Source organism: Erythrobacter sanguineus (assembly GCF_900143235.1).
In the GTDB taxonomy this organism is placed as follows: Bacteria; Pseudomonadota; Alphaproteobacteria; order Sphingomonadales; family Sphingomonadaceae; genus Erythrobacter; species Erythrobacter sanguineus.
On the sequence record NZ_FRDF01000001.1, the window covers coordinates 186,828 to 206,322 of the forward strand.

The window sequence follows — 19,495 nt, forward strand, 5'->3', positions numbered from 1 at the left end:
CCATCTAGTCCGCCAGAAACGCCTCCATCGCCGCGTTGACCGCGTCCGGCGCTTCCCACGGCACGAAATGCCCGCAATCCGGCACGCGCACGATGGTGAGCGGATCGACAATATCCTCCAGCCCTTCGAGGTTTTCGGGCGGCAGGGCGAGATCGTCCAAGGCCCAGATCACCAGCGTCGGGATGGTCAGCTTCGGCAGGGCGGGCGGGGTATAGTCTGCGGGGACTTCGAACGGCGCATCCATCGTCGGCACGTCGATCGGGCTGGCGCGGTAGTAATTGAGCATCCCGAAGGCGGCATCGCGGTTCTGCCAGTCGCGCAGCAATTGGTCACGTTCTTCCGGTTCCATTGCGGATGGGCGGTCCCACTTCACCTCCTTCAGCAAGAGGCCGGTGAGGCCGTGTTCCTTGACCAGCGCATCATTGGCGGGGTCGCGGAAACCGCGGATATACTGGCTCGCCTCGCGCTGGCCGGGGTGGGTGTAGAGCAGGCGCTGGAAGATCGCGGGATGCGGCGCGTTGGCGATGATCGCGCGGTTCACCCGCGCGTGCTGCCCGGCCAATGCCACGCCCCAGGCAATCGCGCCGCCCCAGTCATGGCCGACAATGGTGAAGCTGCCGATCCCCAGTGCATCGGCCAGCAGGAAGATGTCGCCGATCAGCTGGTCCGGCGTGTAGGCGGCCACATCCTGCGGCTTGGACGATCCGCGATAGCCGCGCTGGTCGGGCGCGATGCAGCGGTAACGATCCTTGAAATGCGCGATCTGGTGGCGCCATGTGCGGTGGCTTTCGGGAAAGCCGTGGAGGAAGATCAGCACCGGCGCATCCACCGGGCCTTCGTCCACCACGTTGAGGTGGATACCGTTTGGCAGCGCCACGCGCTTCAGTTCAAACCCGGTCATTCGGCCGCCTCCAGCTTTTCCATGTAGCCTTTGGCGACCATGTTCGCCACCTGATCGAACAGCGCATCGGGGGTGCGGCGCAGTTCCCCCATCGCCTTTTCGCCGCCTTGCGCAACGATGATTTCGCGGGTGCCGGCAGCGATGGCATCAAGCATTTCGCGCGCTGCTACATCGGCGGGGATGCCTTCCTCGATCGCCTTGTCGCTGCGCCCGCGCTTTGTGCCGTCGGCCGTCAGCGCATTGCGCGCAACGCCGGTGGCGACCGATCCGGGGTAGATCGTGTGAACGCTCACCCCGGTCTGCGACAATTCGCCGCGCAACGCGTCGGCATAGCCCGCCAGCCCGAATTTCGCGGCGGAATAGGCCGTGCGCATCGGCACGCCGACCTTGCCTGCGACAGAGGAAATGAACCCGAGCGCGCCGGAACCGCGCTCCGCCATGTGACCGATCAGCCCTTGGGAAAAGGCGATCTGAGCGGTGAGATCAATGTCGATGATGTCGCGATAGACCTGCATCGCGGTGTTGAGCGCGCGGCTGCGCTGCGAAATCCCGGCATTGGCGAAGGCGATGTCAACGCCGCCCTTCCACCCGATGGCCTTGGCGGTCGCCTCAGCCAGCGCGGCTTCATCGCGCACATCGAAGGGCAGGATCAGCGCTTCGCCGCAGTCGCCTGCGACCTTGGCCAGCCGCGCCTCGTCACGCCCTGACAGCACCACAAGCGCACCGCGCGCCGCCAGTTCGCGTGCCAGCGCTGCGCCGATGCCTGATGATGCCCCGGTGATCCATGCCACCTTGCCCGCAAAATTGGCGGAGTAATCCATCGCTCTCTCTCCCCTTTTGCGAGAGGACTAGCGAGCGCATCCGCCAAGGGCAATCAGGTTGCTGTTCGAGACCGGATCATGGCGGCCAGATCGGCCGGAAACACCGCTTCGGGCCAGTCGGCGAGTTCATCGAGCGTGAACCAGCGGTGCTGCGTCATCAATGCCTGTTCCAGCGCGGTATGGCCGCTGGTGTCGATTGCCGCTTCGGATACCTGAACGAGGTAAAAGCGTTCATCCGCCTGCACCGGCTCGCCTTCGACGGTGATGAATTCGGGCGTCATCTGCGCGATCTGCGGCCCCGGATCGGCGATAATCCCGGTTTCCTCCAGCAATTCGCGCCGCGCTGCATCTTCAAAACTTTCGTCCGGATCGCACTCGCCGCCGGTCGTCACCCAGAACGGAGGGCGCCCTGTCACATCATAGCGGAACATCAAGGCGCGGCCTTGCGGATCGAGCACGATCAGCCGCGCCGCGCGGCGCAGGCGCAGCGCAGGCTTGCGGTTCATTCGGCTGGCACGCCCGCCTTGATCGCCACCGCGTGCACCCGCTGGCCGACAATATCACCCAGCGCCGCAATCACCGCGCGCTGCCGGGCAAGGCGGTTCATGCTGGCAAAAGCTGCGGCCTCGATCTCGATGGTAAAGTGCGATTCGCCCGATCCATCGTCGCCCATGTGGCCATGGTGCTTGGCGCTGTCATTGATGATCGCCAGCCGGGTGGGCGCAAAGGCCCCGGTCAGAAGATCATGCATTTCGTCGGTGACGGTTCCGCTCATCGGGACTTTCCTTCTTTGCAACGGGGTGAGGGCAATTGAGGCTTGGAACTTGGGAGGCTTGTCGCCATTCTCAAGACCTATGCCTTCACCACGATTTCATGGCCGCGTCGAGTGCCCCGGGCGCGAATGCGATGCGCCGGGCTGCCGCGAGGCGGGCGAATTCCGCGCGCCCGGCCCGCGTCCGGGCGGGTTTGACGGGCCGGGCGACTGGCGCTGGTTCTGCCTGCAGCATGTGCGTGAATTCAACGCCGGGTATGACTGGTTCGAAGGCATGAGCGCCGAGGAAATTCTCGATGCGCAATCGCCGATTGCCGGATGGCGGACGACAAGCCGCGCCTTCCGCCCGGAAACCCATGTGGACGGGATGCCGCGCTGGGCCGATTATGCCGATCCGCTCGATGCCATTTCTGCCCGCGCCAACGGCATTCGCAGCCGCGCCGAACGCGAAGCGCGCATGGCGGCAAGCGGGCGCTTTTCGCGCGAGGAAGCGCAGGCGCTGGAGACGATGGGCCTGGGGTCCGACACCGACAAGACGCGGCTCAGGCGGCGTTATTCCGAACTGGTGCGGCGCTACCACCCTGATCGCAATGGCGGTGACCGGAGGCACGAAGCGCGCCTGAACGCGGTGGTCGAAGCCTATCAATTGCTCAGGAAAAGCGCCGCGCTGGCGTGAGCGCGGGGCCTAAGCCTGCGCCGCCTTGATAATTGCCGCATCGACGGCGTTTGCTTGGGCATAGGCGGGCCGCTGGGTGATCCGCTCGACATAGGCCTTGAACGCGGGCCGTTCAGGGATCGAACCGAAGCGCAGGCCCCACACGAACTGGCTGCCGATATAGGTATCGGCCATGGTGAAGCGCGGGCCCGCGGCAAAATCATGGGCCGAAAGCCAGCCATCCAGCGCATCCAATGTGCGTTCGAGCGTGCCGAAGCCTGCCGTGCTGTCCTTGCCCTCGGCCAGCTGCCAGCCCATCATCTTTGCCATGATCGCCTGCTCCAGCGGCCCGGCGGCAAAGAACAGCCAGCGGAAATAGGCGGCCTTTTCGTGGGCATCGGGCAGCAGGCCTGCGGCAGGGTGAGTTTCGGCAAGGTAGTGGTTGATCGCCGCACATTCAGTGATGACGTGATCGTGACCCTGATGGTGATGCACCAGCGCGGGCACCTTGTTCATCGGGTTGATCGCCGTGAAGCTTTCGGGCCGGCTGTCCCATTCCATCATGACATGGTCGTAATCCGCGCCAGCCTCGTGCAGCGCCCAGCGCGCAATCTGTCCGCGGCTCATGGCGACGGTGTAGAAGGTGAATGCGGCCATTGGTCTTTTCCTCGGACGTTTACGGGCGGGGCTGGGTCGGGCTTTGCCGGAACGCCCAGCGCAAGGTGCGGCCCATGCCCCATGTGGCGGCGCGCGCGGGCAGCGCGGTCAGCATCGGGCGCTGCAACCGCAGCATGGTGCGCGCCCAGTCGGGCAGCATCGCCACGGCATCGGCGGTGATCATGGTCTGCACGCCGCGCGGGGTGCCTTGCGGGCGCTGGCTCAGCACCAGCTGCGCGACTTCGCGCGCGGCGGGCGAAGTGGCAAGATCATGGCGCAGTTCGCGGAAGATCCGCTCCGCCTCGGCGCGGGTTTCGGGCACCGGATCGGCCCCCAATGCGCGAGCGATGACGGCGAACTGGCGGTAATATTCGTCCTGCTCGGCTCCCGGCATATTGGGCCGGACATGGCGCAGATAACCCGCAAGGAAGCTTTGCGCCTCGGTCACGTGCACCCAGGCCAGCGTGCGCGGATTGGTGGCGGTATAGGCGGTGCCATCGGGCAGCGTTCCGCCGACCCGCGCATGGATGCGATTCACGCGGGCAATCGCGTTCAACGCCTCGTCGCGGTGGCCAAAGCTGGTGACCGCGATAAAGCGCGCGGTGCGCCGCAGCCGCCCGTGCATGTCCTCGCGGAAATTGGAATGGTCGAGCACGCCTTGCAGCGCGTGGGGGTGGAGCATCTGGAGCAGTAGCGCGCGGATTCCGCCGGTCATCATTCCGACGATATCGGCGTGGACCAGCCGGATCGGCGTGTCGCGCGCAAACAGCGCATCATCAGAGGGCGTGGTGGGCTGCTGACCCTGCGCGGCATCGTGAAACACCCCTCGCACCTGGCCCACCAGCTTCAGACGCAGCGATTCGACGGGGTCGGCCATGCCCGGCAATATAGGCGCGGATCAGCGCACAAGGAAACGAACTCGCCAAAAATGCCAGCCTTTCGGGCCAAACCACCGCTTGCAGGCTGCGCCCATGCGTTCTAACCGGGCCGGGCAATGACTTCATCCTCTCGAACCAATGTCGCCGGCGAAAACGCCATGCCCACCCAGCCCGACACGACTGTCGATGTGCGTGATATGTTCGGCATCGATGTCGATTGGCAGGTGCCGGCCTTTACCCACAAGGACGAACATGTGCCGGAAATCGACCCGGCCTATGTCTTCGATCCGGACACGACGCTGGCGATCCTCGCGGGCTTTGCGCACAACCGCCGGGTGATGGTGCAGGGCTATCACGGCACCGGCAAATCCACCCATATCGAACAGGTCGCCGCGCGCCTTAACTGGCCGAGCATCCGGGTGAACCTTGATGCGCATATCAGCCGCATCGATCTGGTCGGGCGCGATGCGATCGTGCTCAAGGACGGCTTGCAGGTCACCGAGTTCAAGGAAGGCATCCTGCCCTGGGCGCTGCAGCACCCGGTCGCGCTGACCTTTGACGAATATGACGCTGGCCGCCCGGACGTGATGTTCGTGATCCAGCGCATTCTGGAATTTGATGGCCGGTTGACCCTGCTCGATCAGAACCGCGTGATCACGCCCAACCCGTGGTTCCGGCTGTTCGCCACCACCAACACCGTGGGCCTTGGCGATACCTCGGGCCTCTATCACGGCACGCAGGCGATCAATCAGGCGCAGATGGACCGCTGGAACATTGTCGTGGCGCTGAACTACCTCAAGCCCGAGGTGGAGCAGCAGATCGTCAAGTCCAAGACGCCTGACGCCGATGACAAGCTGATCGCCGACATGGTCAAGGTGGCCGAATTGACCCGGCAGGGCTTCATCAATGGTGATATTTCCACCGTGATGAGCCCGCGCACCGTCATCACCTGGGCGCAGAACACCGCGATCTTCGGATCGGTTGGCTTTTCCTTCCGGCTTTCGTTCCTCAACAAATGTGACGAGGCAGAGCGGACGCTGGTGGCCGAATATTACCAGCGCGTGTTCGGTGAGGACCTGCCCGAAGGCGCGACGACAAAGCGCTGACGGGAAGCCGCTTGCTCCCTGGTGTCATAGGCTGATAACACAGCCCCTGCCATGGCGCTGTTCGACCGATTCTGGAAAGGCTCAAAGGGCAGCGCCGATAGCGATGACGGGGGCGATGCGCCTGCCGGATACTATCCGCTTTATGAATCAATGCGCCCCATCGATCCCGATGATGAGGACGACGCGCCGCGCCCGCGCGCGTCGGCCACGCCCGATTTTGACGCATGGGATGCCAAACTCGCTGGCATCGACGAAGCGCTCGAAGTCGAGGAACGCCGCCGCCTGCGCTGGTGGCAGCAGGGTTACTGGCGTGATCGCAGCAAGCTGTGGTGGGCGGGGCGCGGCATCATCGCGGGCCTCGCCTTATTCGTGGTGCTGATCGGCTGGCTCACCGTCACCGCGCCGCTTTCCAAAAGCCTCGAACCCATTGCCCCGCCGCAGGTCACGCTGCTCAGCCGTGATGGCACGCCGATTGCCCGGCAAGGCGCGGTGGTCGAGGCGCCGGTCAAGCTTGCCGACCTGCCGCCGCACGTCAGCCAAGCCTTCATCGCGATCGAGGATCGGCGGTTCTACACCCATTGGGGGATCGATCCGCGCGGCATCGCCCGCGCGGTGTGGACCGGATATGGCGGCGGATCGACGATCACCCAGCAACTCGCCAAGTTCACCTTCCTTACCCCCGAACAAAGCCTGTCGCGCAAGGCGCGCGAGGCGCTGATTGCCTTCTGGCTGGAGGCGTGGCTGACCAAGGATGAGATCCTCGAACGCTATCTGTCGAACGCTTATTTCGGCGATAACCAATATGGGCTGCGCGCCGCGTCCTTGCATTATTTCTACCGCCAGCCGGAAAACCTGAAGCCCGAACAGGCGGCGATGCTGGCCGGATTGTTGCAGGCGCCCTCGCGCTATGCGCCGACCCGGCATTATGACCGGGCGAAGAAGCGCATGGACCTCGTGATCGGCGCGATGGTGGAGGAGGGCTATCTCACCGAAGCCGCCGCGCGCGCTTTGCCTGATCCGCGTCTCGACGTGCGCCGGCGTGACGACAATCTGCCGACCGGCACCTATTTCGCCGACTGGGCGCTGCCGTTGGCGCGTGAGGGGATGGATGCGAGCTATTCGCGTGCCGTCCTGACCACGACGCTCGATTCGCGGCTTCAGGCGCTCGCCAGCCGGGTGGTCGCGCGTGCGCCGCTCAGGGGTGCACAGGTTGCGCTTGTCGCGATGCGCCGCAATGGCGAAGTGGTGGCGATGGTGGGGGGCAGGGATTATGCGACATCCTCGTTCAACCGGGCGACGCAGGCACGCCGCCAGCCTGGATCGACCTTCAAGACCTTCGTCTACCTCGCCGCGCTGGAAGCCGGGTGGGAGCCGGATGACACCATTCCCAACACCGAAATCACGCAAGGCAGTTACCGCCCGAAAAACGCCGCCGGGCGCTATTCCGACCAGATCACGCTGGAGGATGCCTTTGCGAGCTCAAGCAATGTCGCCGCCGTGCGCCTGTTTCAGGCGGTGGGCAGCGACAAGGTGATTGCCAAGGCGCGCGCGCTCGGCATCACCGCCGAAATGGCGGAAGGCGATCCCAGTCTCGCGCTCGGCACCTCGGCGATGACGCTGATCGAACTGACCGCCGCCTATGCCGGGATTGCCGCCAACCAGTTCCCGGTCGAACCCCACGCCTTTGCGCGCGGCGAGCAGGGATGGTGGGAATGGCTCACCACCCGCAAGGACAGTTTTTCGCGCGGTGAGCATGAGGATATCGAGACCATGCTGCGCGCCGCAATCAACCGCGGGACGGGGCGCGGTGCGGTCCTGCCGATTGCCAATTACGGCAAGACCGGCACCACGCAGGATTACCGCGACGCGCTGTTCGTGGGCTATGCCGGAGATCTGGTGGTGGGCGTGTGGATCGGCAATGATGACAATGCGCCGATGCAGCGCGTGACCGGCGGCAGCACGCCTGCGCGGATCTGGCGGGATTTCATGGCCGGTGCGCTCAAGCTTGAAGCTGCGCCCCGGCCCAAGGTCACCGCATCACCCGATCCGCAAGGCCCGGTGCAGCCGCTTGATATCGCGCAAGGGGCCGAAATCCCGGTCGGCGAGAACGGCGCAAGGCTGAGGATCGACGGCGGCGGGGTCACGCTGTCGCAGGAAGGCGTTCCGGTCGAAGTCAGGCTTGGCGAGGAAGGGCTGGTGGTGCAGCCCGCGCCATCGCCAAGCGCGACGCCGCCCTAGCGTTTTGTCGCGGGTGGTTTGATCCTTAGACCATCAATATATTCATCACCGCGGTGGCGATGGGCCGCTCGCGGTCATCCTGCCACGCTTCGACCGCGATATTGGCGTTGCGCCGCCCAAGGCGGGTAATCCGTCCCAGCGCGAAAGTCGGTCTGGATTTGCCCGCGGCGAGATATTGCACGGTGATGTTGATCGGCTTCAATTGCGGATCGCGCCCCGCCGCCAGCAGCGCGGTGCGCAAGGCGGCATAGCCCGCCGTTTCCAGCAGGCCAGCAGTGGCGCCGCCGTGGAAATGCCCCGGGCGGCCTTCGACCGTCGGGCCGAACTCCACCGTCAGCAGCGGCATGCCATTGTCCTCGCCGCAGACCGCAATCCCCAACGAGAGGGCATAGGCGGTCAATTCATGCGGGCTTGCCGGGTCAGTCATTGCCGTTGTTCCGATTGAAGGCCGGGTTTTCGGCCCTCAGATCGGCGCCGATGGTCATGAACACGCCCGCCACATGGGCGACCGGATCATCGTGATCGCCATCATGGGCAATCCCGCGCACAAAGGCGGCAGAGCGCGTGCGGCGATAGCATTCCACCCGTCCGCGCACGCTCGCCCGGTCGCGCGCCGGACGCTGGTAATCGACCCTGAGATCAAGCGTGGCCACGGGATTGAAGGAGCCGCTCGTCTGCCAGATCGCCATCCCGCTGGCCATGTCCATCAGGCTGATGATCGGGCCGGAAGCGAGCACCGGTCGGTTGGAATCGCCCAGCAGATCCTCGCGCCAGGGCAATTCCAGTTCCACCCAGTTGTCGCCCTGATCGGCGAATCGCAGGCCAAGCCAGCCGGTATGGCCGTGACGGAAGAACCATTTCGATGCTTCGCGCGCATCGAACCGGGCAGGGGGCGTGTTCATGCGGGGGTGCATAGGGGTGTGGGCGCGGGGGTGGCAATCACCTTATTGTCAGGATTATCGGCAGATCGCCCGGCCCGCCTACAGCACGCCGCCCGCCAGCCGATCGATCGCGCCTTGCAGAATGATCGCCGCGGCATGGGCGTCAATCGCAGCGGCTCGTTTGGCGCGGCTCATGTCCTGCCCGATCATTGCAGCTTCGGCGGCCTGGGTTGACCAGCGTTCGTCCCACAGCAGGATGGGGAGGGCAAAGGCTTCGGCCATGTTGCGGGCATAGGCGCGGCTGGCCTGCGCGCGCGGGCCTTCGGAACCGTCCATGTTGCGCGGCAGGCCAAGCACCAGCCCGTGCACGCTGCGCGATTTTATGAGGGCGGCAAGGGTCTCGCGGTCGCGGCCCCACTTGCCGCGCTGGATGGTCGATCCGTTGGTGGCAAAGCGCCAGCCCGCATCGCAGGTCGCCGTGCCCAGCGTCCTGGTGCCCAGATCAAGGCCCAGCAGCACGCCGCCTGTCGGCAGCGCCTCGGCAAAGGCCCGTGCGTCCTCGAAGATCAATTGGCGGCCTGCCGCGTCCATGCCTCGACCCTGCGGATCACGTCGGCCCTGGTGTTCGCCCAGAACAGCGGCAGGTCATAGACGTGGTAATTGTTCCCGGGCAGCACGTAGCTTCCCATCTCGGGCGGCGGGCCGATCAGCAGCAAGCCGCGGCTGTCGCAGCGCGCCGGAACGAGACCGGGAAACAGCGCACCTTTTGCCATGCTGTCTTCGGGCACCAGCGTGCCCAGATTGGCGCTTGCGGCCGCGCTGCCGCCATAGCTGCCGGTCAGCGGATTGGTGCACAGCATCGGGCTGGTGCCGGGTGCCTCGCCATCGAGCGCAGGGGTGGTGCCATAGGCCTTGAGCACCATTGCCGGATCGGCAGGCTCGGCAAAGCTTGACCATGACAGGATGCAGCCCGCCTGATCAGCGGCGGCGCAGGGCGGAAAGCCGAGACCGGGCAAATCGTGCCGGAGCGAAACCGGCCAGCCGATCACATAGGCCGCCGCCAGCCGGTCAGCCACGGGCGATCCGCGCACGTCCTCTGCAATCAGGCGTTTCAGATGCAGCGCACCTTGTGAATGGCCCGCCAGTACGATCGGCGTATCGGGATCGATACTGGACAGGAAATAACGATAGGCCTGACGCACATCGGCATAGGCGGCGTCGATCGCCTTGCGGCCTTCCTCGGCATCGGTCAGGAAGGCGCCCATCGTCGCTTGCCGGTAACGCGGCGCCCAGATTTCGGATGCGGCGTTGAACGGGCTGGCCATGCCGCGCAGATAGACGCGGGCGATCCGCTCGGCCTCCGGATCGCCGCCATTGTCGAGCGGGGCGTTCCAGCTGGCGCGGTTGAGATAGCTGGTGGGGTGGACGAAGAACACCGCAAAGCTTGGCGCGGATGGTTCGGCCGGGGTGGGAAGAAGCCCGCGATCACTGGCATAGGCCGGCTGCCAGCGGGCCGGGTCTGTCACCCCGATACCGGGGCGCGAATACCACAGGGCAGGGTCTTCATAGGCATTGGCTTCCAGCGGTTTGGCCGGCGAAAATTCCGCCGATGGCACCAGCGCAATGGCCGCCAGATCTTCCTGAAACAGCTCGTAGGCGATCCGCCCACCGATCACCAAGGTGATGCAGAAGGCGATGAAATAGAGAAACTTGCGAGCCATGGCTGAAAGGGTTTCTGATTATTCGGCGGCAGGCGCAACAGACGCAGTGGCCGGGCCTTCAGCCAGCGGCGGGCGCAGCGTGGTCCACGCCCGGTCGGGACGCAGGCTCGAAAACCACGACGCCGGGTTCCAGGTGGTTGTCCCGTCGAGGCTGAAGGTGATGAATTCTGCCCGCCCGCCGATATTGGCCAGCGGCACCGCGCCGCCCAGTCCGCTTTCGATCGCCTCGGCGCGGCTGTCGGCGCTTTCATCGCGGTTGTCGCCCATCACGAACACGCTGTCCGCAGGCACGGTATAGGGCCCGTAATTATCAAGCCGCTGGTCGCGGTAATCGATGGCAAGATAGGTCGCACCATTGGGCAGAGTTTCGCGCCATGTCGGCGGCTCGAAGAAATCGCGCCCGTCTGCGCCCTTGACCCGATATTGCTCGAAAGCGTCGAGGCACGGCATGCTCCGGCACAGCAGGTAAGGTTCGAACGGCAGGCGCACCGGCGGCACCACCTCGCGCTTGATCGGGGTGCCGTTGAGGATGATCTGCCCAGCCCGCACCTCGATCATATCACCGGGCAGGGCGACCACGCGCTTGATATAATCCTCGTTGCGGGTCGGGTGGACGGGGATGACGATATCGCCATATTCCGGGGTCGAGGGCAGAATGCGCCAGTCGCCGCGCGGCAGCAGGTGGAAGCTGGCCGAGGCCCACGACCAGCCATAGGGATATTTGCTCACCACCAGCCGGTCACCCACCCACAGGCTCGGCATCATGGATGTTGAGGGGATGTAGAACGGCTTGGCGACAAGGCTGTGGAAGGCGAGCACCGCCAGCAGCATCAGCGCAAGGCCCCGGATTTCGGCAAGCCAATCGACCTTGTGCGGCTGTTCGGGGGCGCTGGTGTCGGTCACTTCTGGGCTTTCGGTGGTTGCCATGTGTGGGGTGCCGGTCAGAGGGGGATGGCTTCGATGATCACGAAGGCTTGCGCCCATGGATGATCATCGGTGAGGGTAAGATGAATGCGCGCCTCATGGCCTGCCGGGATCATTTCTTCAAGCCGCAAAGCCGCACCGCCCGTCAGCGCCAGCGTCGGCGCGCCCGAGTTTGTGTTGACCACGCCGATATCCTTCATGAACACGCCGCGTTTGAACCCGGTGCCGACCGCCTTGGAAAACGCCTCCTTGGCGGCGAAGCGTTTGGCATAGGTGCCGGCGATGGTGAAGGGGCGGCGGCGGGCCTTGGCGATTTCTATCTCGGTGAAGACGCGGTTTTCAAACCGCTCGCCAAAGCGCGCCAGCGAATTGCCGATCCGCTCGATATTGCAGAGGTCGGAGCCGAGGCCGATGATCAAGACAAACCTCCGATATGCAAGCTGGAACGAGCGCGCAGCGCTCGCAAGCCCGACCGGGCGTCCGCAGCGACGGGGCCTTCAGGCTGCGTGAGCGAGGATATCGCTCGCCGGAGGGCGAGCGTAATCAAGAAAACGCCCTGATGATAACCGCCGCCAGCAACCCCAGCGCCACCACGTGGAGCATAACCTGCGCCTTGAACAGCGGGTGGGCGAAATCGCCCTTCGCGACTTTCAATGCGCCGCCGAAGCCGAAGATCTGCAAGGCCACCCAGCCGACCGCGAACACCACCATCACCCGCGTGCTGAGCGCAAAGCCGAGAAATCCGATGGCGATCAGGAACAGCGCGGCGGCGACGGCGGCCCACAGTTTCTGCTCACGCGCCAACGGGGGGAGGTCGCCTCCTGCCATATTACCTTACTTCATCCATCAGATCGCGCATTCGGCGGATCGCGTTCTCCAGCCCAACAAACACCGCCTCGCCGATCAGGTAGTGGCCGATATTGAGTTCCGCGATCTGCGGAATGGCGGCGATCGGCTGGACGTTCTCGAAGGTGAGGCCGTGGCCCGCATGCGGCTCGATCCCGTTCTTGGCGGCGAGCGCGGCCATGTCCGAAATGCGCCGCACTTCGCGCTCCACCTTGTCGCGGTCGCCATCGAGGAAGGCGTGGGCATATTCGCCGGTATGGAATTCGACCACCGGCGCGCCCAGCCGTAGCGCAGCGTCAAGCTGGCGTTCGTTCGCCTCGATGAACAGCGAGACGCGGATGCCGGCTCCGCGCAATTCCTCGACAATCGGGGCGAGTGTGTTGTCGAGCCCCGCCGCATCCAATCCTCCCTCCGTGGTGCGTTCCTCGCGCTTTTCCGGGACGATGCAGGCGGCATGCGGCTTGTGGCGCAGCGCGATGGCGAGCATCTCGCGGGTCGCGGCCATTTCGAGGTTGAGCGGCAGGTTGGTCGCCTGCTGGATGCGCGCCAGATCCTCGTCGCGGATATGGCGGCGGTCTTCGCGCAGGTGCGCGGTGATCCCGTCGCCGCCCACAGCCGCGACAATCTCCGCCGCGCGCACCGGATCGGGATGATCCCCGCCGCGCGCATTGCGGAGGGTGGCCACGTGATCGATGTTGACGCCGAGGCGCAAGGGGCGGGGATGGAGGGTCTGAGTCATTCTTTCCGGCTTCCGGGCTTGGTCACTTCTACGCGTGCCAACGCCGCGGGAATGGAATCGGGTGCATAGGTGGGAAAATCAATGGCGAGCAGCGGGTAGAGCGGCACGCCGAGTTGGGCCGACCCGCAAGACCGGTCGATGATGGCGCATTCGGCAATCACCTCAGCCCCTTCGCGCGCGACGGCGGCGATGGCTTCGCGGCTGGAGAGGCCGGTGGTCACGACATCCTCAACCATCAACACCTTCGCCCCTGGTTCGAGCGCAAAACCGCGGCGCAGGTGGAATATGCCTTCAGGCCGTTCGAGGAAGATCGCGTCCTTGCCCAGCGCACGGCCGACTTCGTGGCCGATGATGATCCCGCCCATCGCGGGGGATACCACCACGTCCACGCTTTCGCGCAGATCGGCGGGGATGCCCGCCACAACCGCTTCGGCAAGTCGGGCAGCGCGCGCGGGGTTCATCAGCACGCGGGCGCATTGCAGGTAGTGTCCGCTATGCTTGCCCGAAGACAGTTTGAAGTGCCCTTCGAGTAAGGCACCGCAGCCACGAAACTCTGCCAGAACTTCATCTTCGGTCATGGGAGAACTCCGGGAAAAAACGTCTGCGCCGCGGCGACTTGCGCGGCAATCATGGAGGCTTGCATAAATTTCTCCCTAGAAGCGCTTGAGGCCCTCGGCAAGCGGGGCTAAGGGCATCGGTGAAGCTGGCTGAGGTGTCAGCAGAACGCTGCCCTTCCGATCCGTTGGTGGGCAGTATGGGATCAGAGTTCGAAAACGAAATTTCGAAGCAACTTGGACACATCGAGATGGGTCAGATGCATACCCGTATGAAATTGGCTACCCTTGCAGCGCTTGCTGCTGTCGCCGCGCTGTTCGCGCCGGTCAGCGTGCTTGCGCAGGATGCAGCCGCGCCCATTGTCGAACAGATGGGCGCCGAACAGGTTGTCGCGCCTAATGCTGGTGTGGTCGAAAGCGCGGCCGACGCCGCCAGCGCCTATACCCCGATGGCCCCGACCAGGGGCAAGGGCATGCCGACCGATCCGCTTTCGGATGAACCGAATGCGATGATGAAGTCGCTGACTTTTCAGGATCAGTACACCGATAATGGCAATTATGCGCTGGGCATGCATGATTACATCCTGCTACCGGTCATCACCATCATCAGCCTGTTCGTGCTCGGCCTGCTGCTTTACGTGATCGTGCGTTTCAACCGGGGTGCCAATCCGGAGGCCTCGCGCACCACGCACAACACCATGATCGAAGTGGTGTGGACGATTGTTCCGGTGATCATCCTGGTGGTGATCGCGGTGCCTTCGATCACGCTGCTGGCCCGCCAGTATGAAACCCCGCCCGCCGAAGCCGTCACCATCAAGGCGACCGGTTATCAGTGGTATTGGGGGTACACCTATCCCGACCATGGCGAGATCGAGATCGTGTCCAACATGCTGCCCGAGGATGAGGCCGTGCGCCGCGGCGAACCGGGCCAGCTGGCGGTGGATAACCGCATGGTCGTGCCCGCTGGCGTGCCGCTGCGCATCCAGACCACTGCGTCGGATGTGATCCACGCTTTCGCTGTGCCGTCGCTGTGGTTCAAGATGGACGCGGTGCCGGGGCGGCTGAATGAAAAGCTGCTCACCATCAAGGAGCCGGGCGTCTATTACGGCCAGTGCTCCGAATTGTGCGGTTCGCGCCATGCCTATATGCCGATCGCGGTCGAGGCGCTCCCGCCCGAGCAGTTTGCGGCGTGGGTCAAGGCGCAGGGCGGCACGATGCCCGGCGAAGAGGCGGCTCCGGCTGCCCCTGCCGCAGAAGAAGCGCCAGCCGCCGAACAGGTCGCGCTGCTGACCACCCGCTGAGAATAATGAACGAATAATCGCGAAAGAGTATCTGAAGATGGCAACCACCGCTGAAGGTTTCGACATCCACGACGATCACGCGCATGACGCCCATGATCACGCGGACCACAAGCCGGGCTTCTTCGTCCGTTGGTTCATGTCGACCAACCACAAGGACATCGGCACGATGTACCTGATCTTCGCGATCATCGCGGGGATCATCGGGGGTGCGATTTCGGGCATCATGCGGCTGGAACTGGCCGAGCCGGGTATTCAATACCTGCAATGGTGGGCGCAGTTCATGGGCGGCGCCAATGATCTCAACACAGCGCTGCACATGTGGAACGTGTTCATCACGGCGCACGGTCTGATCATGGTGTTCTTCATGGTGATGCCCGCGATGATCGGCGGGTTCGGCAACTGGTTCGTGCCACTGATGATCGGTGCGCCTGACATGGCCTTCCCGCGGATGAACAATGTGTCGTTCTGGCTGACGGTGGCGGGCTTCTTCAGCCTGCTTTTCTCGCTGTTCGTTCCGGGCGGTTCCGGCCCCGGCGCGGGCACCGGCTGGACGGTCTATGCCCCGCTGTCGACCAGCGGTTCGGTGGGCCCGGCGGTCGATTTCGCGATCTTCTCGCTGCACCTTGCGGGCGCGGGTTCGATCCTGGGGGCGACCAACTTCATCACCACCATCTTCAACATGCGCGCGCCGGGCATGACCCTGCACAAGATGCCGCTGTTCGTGTGGTCGGTGCTGGTTACCGCCTTCCTGCTGCTGCTGGCGCTGCCCGTTCTGGCGGCCGCCATCACCATGCTGCTGACCGATCGCAACTTCGGCACGACCTTCTTTGATCCGGCCGGCGGCGGCGATCCGGTGCTGTATCAGCACCTGTTCTGGTTCTTCGGTCACCCCGAAGTCTACATCATGATCCTGCCGGGCTTCGGCATGATCAGCCAGATCGTGGCGACCTTCAGCCGCAAGCCGGTGTTCGGCTATCTCGGCATGGCCTATGCCATGGTCGCGATCGGCGTGGTCGGCTTCATCGTCTGGGCGCACCACATGTACACCGTGGGCCTTGATGTGAACACGAAGATGTATTTCACCGCGGCGACCATGGTGATCGCGGTGCCGACCGGCGTGAAGATCTTCAGCTGGGTGGCGACGATGTGGGGCGGGAGCCTCGAATTCAAGTCGCCGATGGTCTGGGCACTGGGCTTCATCTTCCTGTTCACCGTCGGCGGCGTGACCGGCGTGGTGCTGGCCAATGGCGGGATCGACGATAACCTGCACGACACCTATTATGTGGTGGCGCATTTCCACTACGTGCTGTCGATGGGTGCGGTGTTCTCGCTGTTCGCGGGCTTCTATTACTGGTTCCCGAAGATGAGCGGGCGGATGCATTCCGAACTGCTCAGCCACATCCACTTCTGGACCTTCTTCGTCGGCGTGAACGTGATCTTCTTCCCGCAGCACTTCCTCGGGATGCAGGGGATGCCGCGCCGCTATCCCGACTATCCGGAGGCCTACACCTTCTGGCACGAGATCAGCACTTACGGCTATTACATCATGGCCGGTTCGATGATCTTCTTCTTCGTCAACATTGCTTACGCACTGTTCGCGGGCAAGAAGGCCGCAGCCAATCCGTGGGGCGAAGGTGCGACGACGCTCGAATGGACTCTGCCGAGCCCGCCGCCCTACCACCAGTTCGAAACCCTGCCGGTGATTACCGACAGCATGGATTATCACGATCACCGCCCGGCAACAGCGTAACCGGGGCGTGATTGCGGGCAGGCGGTGCTGGCATAGGCCGCGCGCCGCACTGACCGGAACAAGGCAAAGGGGAGGGGCGCGGCTTATCGGCTGCGCTCTTCGCCGATAGAACGAACGAGATTATGGAAACAGCCGCTTCTCCCACCAGCCAGACGGGCACGGCCGCCAGCGCGGCGATGCTCCCGACGGAATGGCGTGACTTTTTCACGCTGACCAAGCCGCGCGTGATGACGCTGGTGATCTTCACCGCGATTTGCGGCGTGCTGGCTGCGCCGGGCAGCATCCACCCGGTGCTGGGCTTCACCGCGATTCTCGCCATTTCGATGGGCGCAGGCGGTTCGGCGGCGCTCAATCACTGGTGGGAAGCCGATCTGGACGCCGGCATGAAGCGCACCATGAACCGCCCGCTGCCCGGCGGGCGGATGCGGCGCGAGGATGCGCGCGATTTCGGTATTTTCCTGTCGGGCGTGTCGATCGTGCTGATGGGCGTTGCCATCGACTGGCTGGCGGCCGCGTTGCTGCTGGTGGCGGTGATTTACTACGCCGTGATCTACACCATGTGGCTGAAGCCGCGCACCCCGCAGAACATTGTCATCGGCGGCGGCGCCGGCGCGTTCCCGCCGCTGATCGGCTGGGTCGCGGTGACGGGCGAGATTACCGCCATGCCGGTGCTGCTGTTCGCGATCATCTTCTTCTGGACCCCGCCGCATTTCTGGGCGCTGGCGCTGTTCGTGCAATCCGATTACGCCAAGGTCGGCATCCCGATGCTGCCGGTGGTCGCGGGCGAGAAAGTCACCCGCCGCCAGATCTGGTGGTACACCGTGGCGCTGGCCCCGATCGCGATTGCGCCCTGGGTGATTGGCGGGACAAGCTGGATCTACGGCATGACTGCGGCGACCCTGTCGGCGCTGTTCCTGCTGCTGGCCTGGCCGGTCGGACGCAGGTCACGGACTGATGACGACAAGATGCTGCCTGAGAAAAAGCTGTTCAAGTTCAGCATCTACTACCTGTTCGCGCTGTTCGCCGCGCTGGTGGCAGACCGGGTCGCCGCCTATCAGGGGTGGATTGCATGACCCCTGAAGAGGAAACCGAATATCGCCGCCGCCGCAAGAGCCGCAACTGGGTTGTGGCCGGGGCGCTGCTGTTCTTCGTGATCTTGTTCTATGCCATCACCATCGTGCGGATCGGGGACGCCTGATGGCCACGGCTCCGCCCGTCATCCACGATGCCGATATAGCCCGCCGCAATCTGCGCGTCGGGTTGATGGCGTTTGCGGGCGCGGTCTTCATGCTTGGTCTGGGTTACGCCGCCGTGCCGCTTTACGAAATGTTCTGCCGCGTCACCGGTTTTGGCGGGACAACGCAGGTCGCCAGCGAGGGCGATGCGGCGCGTGCGGCGGCATTGGCGTCGGGCCAGCAGATCTCGATCCGGTTTGACGCTTCGACCGCAAGCGACATGCCGTGGACCTTCCGTCCGAGCGCGCCGACCGACACCATCACCATCGGCCAGCGCGATATCGCCACCTATGTCGCGCGCAACGAAAGCTCGCGTGCGATCACCGGAACGGCGACCTTCAATGTCGAGCCGGCACAGGCGGGCAAGTATTTCAACAAGATCCAGTGCTTCTGCTTCACCGAACAGACGCTTGCCCCCGGGCAGGAGGTCGTCATGCCGGTGCTCTATTATGTCGATCCGGCGATGCTGGAAGATGATAACATGAAGGGCGTTGAGCAGATCACGCTGAGCTACACTTTCCACCGCACGTCGGGGCCGGACATGGCCGCACCGGCGGGCATCAACTGACCATCCAAGCAACCCAGGGACGGGAACGACCACATGGCTGGCACCGCAAACCACGATTACCATATTCTTGAACCCGATATCTGGCCGCTGGTCGGCTCGATTTCGGCGTTGACCTTCACCAGCGGCATGGTGTTGAGCTGGCATCCCGACATCCTCGGCCCTATCGCCGGGGCAACGGTGCTGTGGGCAGGCCTTGCGGGCCTGATCGCGACCTTCTTCATGTGGTTCCGCAACATCGTGATCGAGGCCCAGCGCGGCGATCACACGCCGGTGGTGCAGCTGCACATGCGTTACGGCATGATCCTGTTCATCGCGTCCGAAGTGATGTTCTTTGTCGGCTGGTTCTGGAGCTTCTTCGATTTCGCGCTGTTCCCGACCCCGCTGGTCTATGATGCAGCGGCGGATTCGACCACCAGCCTGTTTGGTGAAGCGGGCGCGATTGCCGCCTTCATCCCCAAAGGGATGGAAGTGCTCGACCCGTTTGCGCTGCCGCTGCTCAACACGCTGATCCTGCTGTGTTCGGGCACCACCGTGACCTGGGCGCATCATTCACTGATCCATGGCGATCGCGTGGGCCTGAAGCAGGGCTTGTGGGCGACGATCGCGCTGGGCATCTTGTTCAGCTGCATCCAGGCCTATGAATATGCAGTCGCGCCGTTCGGCTTTGGCGGGAACACCTATTCTTCTGCCTTCTACATGGCGACCGGCTTTCACGGCTTCCACGTGGCGGTTGGCACGATCTTCCTCGGCGTGTGCCTGTACCGGGCCTATCTTGGCCACTTCACCCCGCGCCAGCACTTCGGTTTCGAGGCGGCGGCGTGGTATTGGCACTTTGTCGATGTGGTGTGGCTGTTCCTCTTCGTCGCTGTCTATGTCTGGGGCGGCTGGGGCGCTGAATTCCATTGATGAGTTCGGACCACGGTCCGAGTGAACAGAAGGGGCAGCCGG

The 19,495-nt window shown here is 64.1% G+C and carries 24 protein-coding genes; 9 read left to right on the forward strand and 15 right to left on the reverse strand.

From position 1 onward, the window contains the following. Positions 1 to 4: 4 nt before the first annotated feature. The 4 genes from BUA05_RS00850 to BUA05_RS00865 are packed head-to-tail and all read right to left on the reverse strand — an operon-like array spanning position 5 to position 2,497. Positions 5 to 901, reverse strand: coding sequence for an alpha/beta fold hydrolase (locus BUA05_RS00850; protein WP_072672767.1), 897 nt, complete (start codon positions 899 to 901; stop codon positions 5 to 7). Next, positions 898 to 1,722 carry an SDR family NAD(P)-dependent oxidoreductase gene (locus BUA05_RS00855; protein ID WP_072672768.1) on the reverse strand — a complete coding sequence of 275 codons (825 nt, stop codon included), beginning with the start codon at positions 1,720 to 1,722 and terminating at the stop codon, positions 898 to 900. The genes BUA05_RS00850 and BUA05_RS00855 overlap by 4 nt, the downstream gene beginning before the upstream one ends. Before the next feature lie 53 nt (positions 1,723 to 1,775). Continuing rightward, positions 1,776 to 2,228: an NUDIX hydrolase gene (locus BUA05_RS00860; RefSeq protein WP_072672769.1), complete on the reverse strand. Its 453-nt coding sequence runs from the start codon at positions 2,226 to 2,228 to the stop codon at positions 1,776 to 1,778. Next, on the reverse strand, positions 2,225 to 2,497 hold the full coding sequence (locus tag BUA05_RS00865; protein WP_072672770.1) for a BolA family protein: 273 nt from the start codon (positions 2,495 to 2,497) through the stop codon (positions 2,225 to 2,227). The genes BUA05_RS00860 and BUA05_RS00865 overlap by 4 nt, the downstream gene beginning before the upstream one ends. 79 nt (positions 2,498 to 2,576) lie before the next feature. Here BUA05_RS00865 and BUA05_RS00870 point away from each other — a divergent pair, with 79 nt between their 5' ends. Further along, entirely contained in the window at positions 2,577 to 3,170 is a 594-nt protein-coding gene (locus BUA05_RS00870) for a J domain-containing protein (protein WP_072672771.1), read from the forward strand. A 9-nt stretch (positions 3,171 to 3,179) separates the two neighbouring features. Here BUA05_RS00870 and BUA05_RS00875 read toward each other — a convergent pair whose 3' ends face one another. Further along, entirely contained in the window at positions 3,180 to 3,806 is a 627-nt protein-coding gene (locus BUA05_RS00875) for a glutathione S-transferase family protein (RefSeq protein WP_072672772.1), read from the reverse strand. A gap of 19 nt (positions 3,807 to 3,825) precedes the next feature. Beyond that, complete coding sequence (locus BUA05_RS00880; protein WP_072672773.1) at positions 3,826 to 4,683, reverse strand: oxygenase MpaB family protein; 858 nt, start codon at positions 4,681 to 4,683, stop codon at positions 3,826 to 3,828. A 117-nt stretch (positions 4,684 to 4,800) separates the two neighbouring features. Between BUA05_RS00880 and cobS the strand changes: the two genes are divergently transcribed. Together cobS and BUA05_RS00890 are read left to right on the forward strand one after the other, a co-directional pair. Beyond that, on the forward strand, positions 4,801 to 5,790 hold the full coding sequence (gene cobS / locus BUA05_RS00885; RefSeq protein WP_072672774.1) for a cobaltochelatase subunit CobS: 990 nt from the start codon (positions 4,801 to 4,803) through the stop codon (positions 5,788 to 5,790). Positions 5,791 to 5,841: 51 nt separating this feature from the next. Continuing rightward, on the forward strand, positions 5,842 to 8,028 hold the full coding sequence (locus BUA05_RS00890) for a transglycosylase domain-containing protein (protein WP_084662391.1): 2,187 nt from the start codon (positions 5,842 to 5,844) through the stop codon (positions 8,026 to 8,028). A 25-nt stretch (positions 8,029 to 8,053) separates the two neighbouring features. On the opposite strand, the gene BUA05_RS00895 is transcribed toward BUA05_RS00890, so the two are convergent. The 9 genes from BUA05_RS00895 to pyrE form a co-directional block, all read right to left on the reverse strand. Further along, a complete protein-coding gene (locus tag BUA05_RS00895) occupies positions 8,054 to 8,455 on the reverse strand; it encodes a PaaI family thioesterase (protein WP_072672775.1) in 402 nt (133 codons plus the stop codon). Then, on the reverse strand, positions 8,448 to 8,930 hold the full coding sequence (locus tag BUA05_RS00900; protein ID WP_072672776.1) for a PaaI family thioesterase: 483 nt from the start codon (positions 8,928 to 8,930) through the stop codon (positions 8,448 to 8,450). Before BUA05_RS00900 ends, BUA05_RS00895 begins: the two co-directional genes overlap by 8 nt. A 78-nt stretch (positions 8,931 to 9,008) precedes the next feature. After that, the gene (gene ruvX / locus BUA05_RS00905) at positions 9,009 to 9,500 is read right to left on the reverse strand and encodes a Holliday junction resolvase RuvX (RefSeq protein ID WP_072672777.1); all 492 of its coding nucleotides are present in this window, start codon (positions 9,498 to 9,500) and stop codon (positions 9,009 to 9,011) included. After that, a complete protein-coding gene (locus BUA05_RS00910; RefSeq protein ID WP_072672778.1) occupies positions 9,476 to 10,630 on the reverse strand; it encodes a DUF3089 domain-containing protein in 1,155 nt (384 codons plus the stop codon). Before BUA05_RS00910 ends, ruvX begins: the two co-directional genes overlap by 25 nt. Positions 10,631 to 10,648: 18 nt before the next feature. Then, a complete protein-coding gene (gene lepB, locus BUA05_RS00915; RefSeq protein ID WP_072672779.1) occupies positions 10,649 to 11,557 on the reverse strand; it encodes a signal peptidase I in 909 nt (302 codons plus the stop codon). Between the two features lie 14 nt (positions 11,558 to 11,571). Next, the gene (gene acpS / locus BUA05_RS00920; RefSeq protein WP_072672780.1) at positions 11,572 to 11,973 is read right to left on the reverse strand and encodes a holo-ACP synthase; all 402 of its coding nucleotides are present in this window, start codon (positions 11,971 to 11,973) and stop codon (positions 11,572 to 11,574) included. A 124-nt stretch (positions 11,974 to 12,097) separates the two neighbouring features. After that, positions 12,098 to 12,382 (reverse strand): pyridoxal phosphate biosynthetic protein, encoded by a 285-nt coding sequence (locus BUA05_RS00925; RefSeq protein WP_072672781.1) that lies wholly within the window; start codon positions 12,380 to 12,382, stop codon positions 12,098 to 12,100. Position 12,383: 1 nt separating this feature from the next. Next, positions 12,384 to 13,139, reverse strand: coding sequence for a pyridoxine 5'-phosphate synthase (locus BUA05_RS00930; protein WP_072672782.1), 756 nt, complete (start codon positions 13,137 to 13,139; stop codon positions 12,384 to 12,386). After that, positions 13,136 to 13,717 (reverse strand): orotate phosphoribosyltransferase, encoded by a 582-nt coding sequence (gene pyrE / locus BUA05_RS00935; RefSeq protein ID WP_072672783.1) that lies wholly within the window; start codon positions 13,715 to 13,717, stop codon positions 13,136 to 13,138. Before pyrE ends, BUA05_RS00930 begins: the two co-directional genes overlap by 4 nt. Before the next feature lie 248 nt (positions 13,718 to 13,965). On the opposite strand from pyrE, the gene coxB reads away from it, so the two are divergent. The 6 genes from coxB to BUA05_RS00960 all read left to right on the forward strand — a co-directional run bounded on the left by coxB (position 13,966) and on the right by BUA05_RS00960 (position 19,453). Beyond that, positions 13,966 to 14,994, forward strand: a complete 1,029-nt coding sequence (coxB, locus tag BUA05_RS00940; protein WP_086616485.1) for a cytochrome c oxidase subunit II — start codon at positions 13,966 to 13,968, stop codon at positions 14,992 to 14,994. 37 nt (positions 14,995 to 15,031) lie between these two features. Beyond that, complete coding sequence (gene ctaD / locus BUA05_RS00945; RefSeq protein ID WP_072672784.1) at positions 15,032 to 16,744, forward strand: cytochrome c oxidase subunit I; 1,713 nt, start codon at positions 15,032 to 15,034, stop codon at positions 16,742 to 16,744. Positions 16,745 to 16,866: 122 nt separating this feature from the next. Beyond that, the gene (locus BUA05_RS00950; RefSeq protein WP_072672785.1) at positions 16,867 to 17,817 is read left to right on the forward strand and encodes a heme o synthase; all 951 of its coding nucleotides are present in this window, start codon (positions 16,867 to 16,869) and stop codon (positions 17,815 to 17,817) included. Next, the gene (locus tag BUA05_RS14995) at positions 17,814 to 17,942 is read left to right on the forward strand and encodes a hypothetical protein (protein WP_281246996.1); all 129 of its coding nucleotides are present in this window, start codon (positions 17,814 to 17,816) and stop codon (positions 17,940 to 17,942) included. The genes BUA05_RS00950 and BUA05_RS14995 overlap by 4 nt, the downstream gene beginning before the upstream one ends. Continuing rightward, positions 17,942 to 18,547 (forward strand): cytochrome c oxidase assembly protein, encoded by a 606-nt coding sequence (locus tag BUA05_RS00955; RefSeq protein WP_072672786.1) that lies wholly within the window; start codon positions 17,942 to 17,944, stop codon positions 18,545 to 18,547. Before BUA05_RS14995 ends, BUA05_RS00955 begins: the two co-directional genes overlap by 1 nt. A 33-nt stretch (positions 18,548 to 18,580) precedes the next feature. Next, positions 18,581 to 19,453 (forward strand): cytochrome c oxidase subunit 3, encoded by an 873-nt coding sequence (locus tag BUA05_RS00960; RefSeq protein ID WP_072672787.1) that lies wholly within the window; start codon positions 18,581 to 18,583, stop codon positions 19,451 to 19,453. Positions 19,454 to 19,495: the final 42 nt, after the last annotated feature.

Coding starts and splice junctions, on each gene's coding strand:
- BUA05_RS00955 (WP_072672786.1), top strand. CDS start 17,942: ATGGCCACGGCTCCGCCCGTCATCCACGATGCCGATATAGCCCGCCGC.
- BUA05_RS00895 (WP_072672775.1), bottom strand. CDS start 8,455: ATGACTGACCCGGCAAGCCCGCATGAATTGACCGCCTATGCCCTCTCG.
- pyrE (WP_072672783.1), bottom strand. CDS start 13,717: ATGACCGAAGATGAAGTTCTGGCAGAGTTTCGTGGCTGCGGTGCCTTA.
- BUA05_RS00950 (WP_072672785.1), top strand. CDS start 16,867: ATGGAAACAGCCGCTTCTCCCACCAGCCAGACGGGCACGGCCGCCAGC.
- BUA05_RS00900 (WP_072672776.1), bottom strand. CDS start 8,930: ATGAACACGCCCCCTGCCCGGTTCGATGCGCGCGAAGCATCGAAATGG.
- BUA05_RS00860 (WP_072672769.1), bottom strand. CDS start 2,228: ATGAACCGCAAGCCTGCGCTGCGCCTGCGCCGCGCGGCGCGGCTGATC.
- BUA05_RS00960 (WP_072672787.1), top strand. CDS start 18,581: ATGGCTGGCACCGCAAACCACGATTACCATATTCTTGAACCCGATATC.
- coxB (WP_086616485.1), top strand. CDS start 13,966: ATGAAATTGGCTACCCTTGCAGCGCTTGCTGCTGTCGCCGCGCTGTTC.
- BUA05_RS00890 (WP_084662391.1), top strand. CDS start 5,842: ATGGCGCTGTTCGACCGATTCTGGAAAGGCTCAAAGGGCAGCGCCGAT.
- BUA05_RS00930 (WP_072672782.1), bottom strand. CDS start 13,139: ATGACTCAGACCCTCCATCCCCGCCCCTTGCGCCTCGGCGTCAACATC.
- BUA05_RS00925 (WP_072672781.1), bottom strand. CDS start 12,382: ATGGCAGGAGGCGACCTCCCCCCGTTGGCGCGTGAGCAGAAACTGTGG.
- BUA05_RS00875 (WP_072672772.1), bottom strand. CDS start 3,806: ATGGCCGCATTCACCTTCTACACCGTCGCCATGAGCCGCGGACAGATT.
- BUA05_RS14995 (WP_281246996.1), top strand. CDS start 17,814: ATGACCCCTGAAGAGGAAACCGAATATCGCCGCCGCCGCAAGAGCCGC.
- BUA05_RS00870 (WP_072672771.1), top strand. CDS start 2,577: ATGCCTTCACCACGATTTCATGGCCGCGTCGAGTGCCCCGGGCGCGAA.
- ruvX (WP_072672777.1), bottom strand. CDS start 9,500: ATGGACGCGGCAGGCCGCCAATTGATCTTCGAGGACGCACGGGCCTTT.
- BUA05_RS00880 (WP_072672773.1), bottom strand. CDS start 4,683: ATGGCCGACCCCGTCGAATCGCTGCGTCTGAAGCTGGTGGGCCAGGTG.
- BUA05_RS00910 (WP_072672778.1), bottom strand. CDS start 10,630: ATGGCTCGCAAGTTTCTCTATTTCATCGCCTTCTGCATCACCTTGGTG.
- ctaD (WP_072672784.1), top strand. CDS start 15,032: ATGGCAACCACCGCTGAAGGTTTCGACATCCACGACGATCACGCGCAT.
- BUA05_RS00850 (WP_072672767.1), bottom strand. CDS start 901: ATGACCGGGTTTGAACTGAAGCGCGTGGCGCTGCCAAACGGTATCCAC.
- lepB (WP_072672779.1), bottom strand. CDS start 11,557: ATGGCAACCACCGAAAGCCCAGAAGTGACCGACACCAGCGCCCCCGAA.
- BUA05_RS00865 (WP_072672770.1), bottom strand. CDS start 2,497: ATGAGCGGAACCGTCACCGACGAAATGCATGATCTTCTGACCGGGGCC.
- cobS (WP_072672774.1), top strand. CDS start 4,801: ATGACTTCATCCTCTCGAACCAATGTCGCCGGCGAAAACGCCATGCCC.
- BUA05_RS00855 (WP_072672768.1), bottom strand. CDS start 1,722: ATGGATTACTCCGCCAATTTTGCGGGCAAGGTGGCATGGATCACCGGG.